This window comes from Streptomyces sp. NPDC092045, assembly GCF_044756005.1.
Taxonomy (GTDB): Bacteria; Actinomycetota; Actinomycetes; order Streptomycetales; family Streptomycetaceae; genus Streptomyces.
This window is the reverse complement of the sequence record NZ_JBIVSC010000047.1, coordinates 1-2010: the sequence shown is the minus strand read 5'-3', so window position 1 is coordinate 2010 and position 2010 is coordinate 1. Positions and strand designations below refer to the sequence as shown.

The following is a 2010-nucleotide window of genomic DNA, read 5'->3' as shown; positions in this document are numbered from 1 at the left end:
CTCGCCGAGGCCCTCGCCGAGTACTGGCACGCCCGCGTCCGCGCCGAACTCGGCTACGCCGGCGAAGACCCCACGGACGTCGAGGACATGTTCGCCCTGAAGTACCGCGGCGCCCGCTTCTCCCTCGGCTACGGCGCCTGCCCCGACCTGGAGGACCGCGCCAAGATCGCCGATCTCCTCAAGCCCGAACGCATCGGCGTCCACCTCTCCGAGGAGTTCCAGCTCCACCCCGAACAGTCCACCGACGCCATCGTCCTCCACCACCCCGAAGCCACGTACTTCAACGCACGGTGAGCGAAAGGAACGAGTCCATGACCGCAGTCGTCGAAGGACGACCGGACCAGGTCCGGCCGGTCCCGCCGGTCCCTCCGGCCCCGTCGAGCCCCCGGCCGGGACGGGCCCCGGGCATCCGGGAGCTGCTCGCCGCGGGGAAGCCGTCGTTCTCGTTCGAGTTCTTCCCGCCCAGGACCGAGGCCGGCGAGCGCACCCTCTGGAACGCGATCCGGCGGATCGAGGCCTTCGCCCCCTCCTTCGTCTCCGTCACGTACGGCGCCGGAGGCTCCTCGCGGGACCGCACCGTCGAGGTCACCAAGCGGATCGCGGCCGAGACCACCCTGCGGCCGGTCGCCCACCTCACGGCGGTCGGCCACTCCGTGGCCGAGCTCCGGCACATCATCGGGCAGTACGCCGACGCCGGCATCCGCGACGTCCTCGCCCTGCGCGGGGACCCGCCGGGCGATCCGAAGGGCGCGTGGACCGCCCACCCGGAGGGCTTCGACCACGCCCACGAACTCGTCCGGCTCATCAGGCGGCTGGGGGACTTCACCGTCGGCGTCGCCGCCTTCCCCGAGCGCCACCCGCGCTCGCGGACCTGGTCCGAGGACGTCGCGCACTTCGCGGCCAAGTGCCGGGCCGGGGCCGACTACGCCATCACGCAGATGTTCTTCCAGGTGGAGGACTACCTGCGGCTGCGCGACCGGCTCGCCTCCGTGGGCTGCCACACCCCGGTGATCCCCGAGATCATGCCCGCCACCGACGTCCGGCAGATCGAGCGCTTCGCCGCGCTGAGCGACGCGCACTTCCCCGGGGCCCTGGCCCGGCGGCTGGACGCCGCCCGGGACCGGCCCGGGGACGCGCACGCCATCGGCGTCGAGTACGCCACGGCCATGGCCGAGCGGCTGCTCGCCGAGGGCGCTCCCGGCCTGCACTACATCACCCTCAACCGGTCCACCGCGACCCTAGAGATCCACCAGAACCTCCACCTCGACACCCCGGAGTAGCACCATGCCCAGCCAGGCTCCCGCCGACTTCACCGACTTCAAGGTCGCCGACCTCTCCCTCGCGGAGTTCGGCCGCAAGGAGATCACCCTCGCCGAGCACGAGATGCCCGGTCTGATGTCGATCCGCCGCGAGTACGCCGAGCGCCGGCCGCTCGCCGGCGCCCGGATCACCGGCTCGCTGCACATGACCGTGCAGACCGCCGTCCTCATCGAGACCCTGGTCGCCCTCGGCGCCGAGGTCCGCTGGGTGTCCTGCAACATCTACTCGACGCAGGACCACGCCGCCGCCGCGATAGCCGCCGCCGGGATCCCGGTCTTCGCCTGGAAGGGCGAGACCCTGGAGGAGTACTGGTGGTGCACCGAGCAGGCCCTGACCTGGCCCGGCGCCGACGGCCCGAACATGATCCTGGACGACGGCGGCGACGCCACCGTCCTCGTGCACAAGGGCGTCGAGTACCAGAAGGCCGGCGCCGTGCCCGACCCGTCGACCGCCGAGAACGACGAGATGGCCGTCGTCCTGCGCCTGCTGGGCGACAGCGCCCTGGACTGGGGCCGGCTGGCGTCCGGGATCCGCGGCGTGACCGAGGAGACCACGACGGGCGTGCACCGCCTGTACGAGATGTTCCGGTCGGGGTCGCTGCTGTTCCCGGCGATCAACGTGAACGACGCCGTGACGAAGTCGAAGTTCGACAACAAGTACGGCTGCCGCCACTCGCTGATCGACGGCATC

The 2010-nt window shown here is 71.8% G+C and carries 3 protein-coding genes; all 3 read left to right on the top strand.

The window, feature by feature from the left end; all coding sequences use genetic code 11:
• Positions 1-294: vitamin B12 dependent-methionine synthase activation domain-containing protein (locus ACIQKA_RS34930; protein ID WP_402543411.1), on the top strand; the 294-nt coding region annotated here is incomplete at its 5' end.
• Positions 295-311: 17 nt separating this feature from the next.
• Positions 312-1280, top strand: a complete 969-nt coding sequence (gene metF, locus ACIQKA_RS34925) for a methylenetetrahydrofolate reductase [NAD(P)H] (RefSeq protein ID WP_383160569.1) — start codon at positions 312-314, stop codon at positions 1278-1280.
• A gap of 4 nt (positions 1281-1284) precedes the next feature.
• The coding region (locus ACIQKA_RS34920; RefSeq protein ID WP_383438741.1) for an adenosylhomocysteinase at positions 1285-2010 on the top strand (726 nt) is incomplete at its 3' end.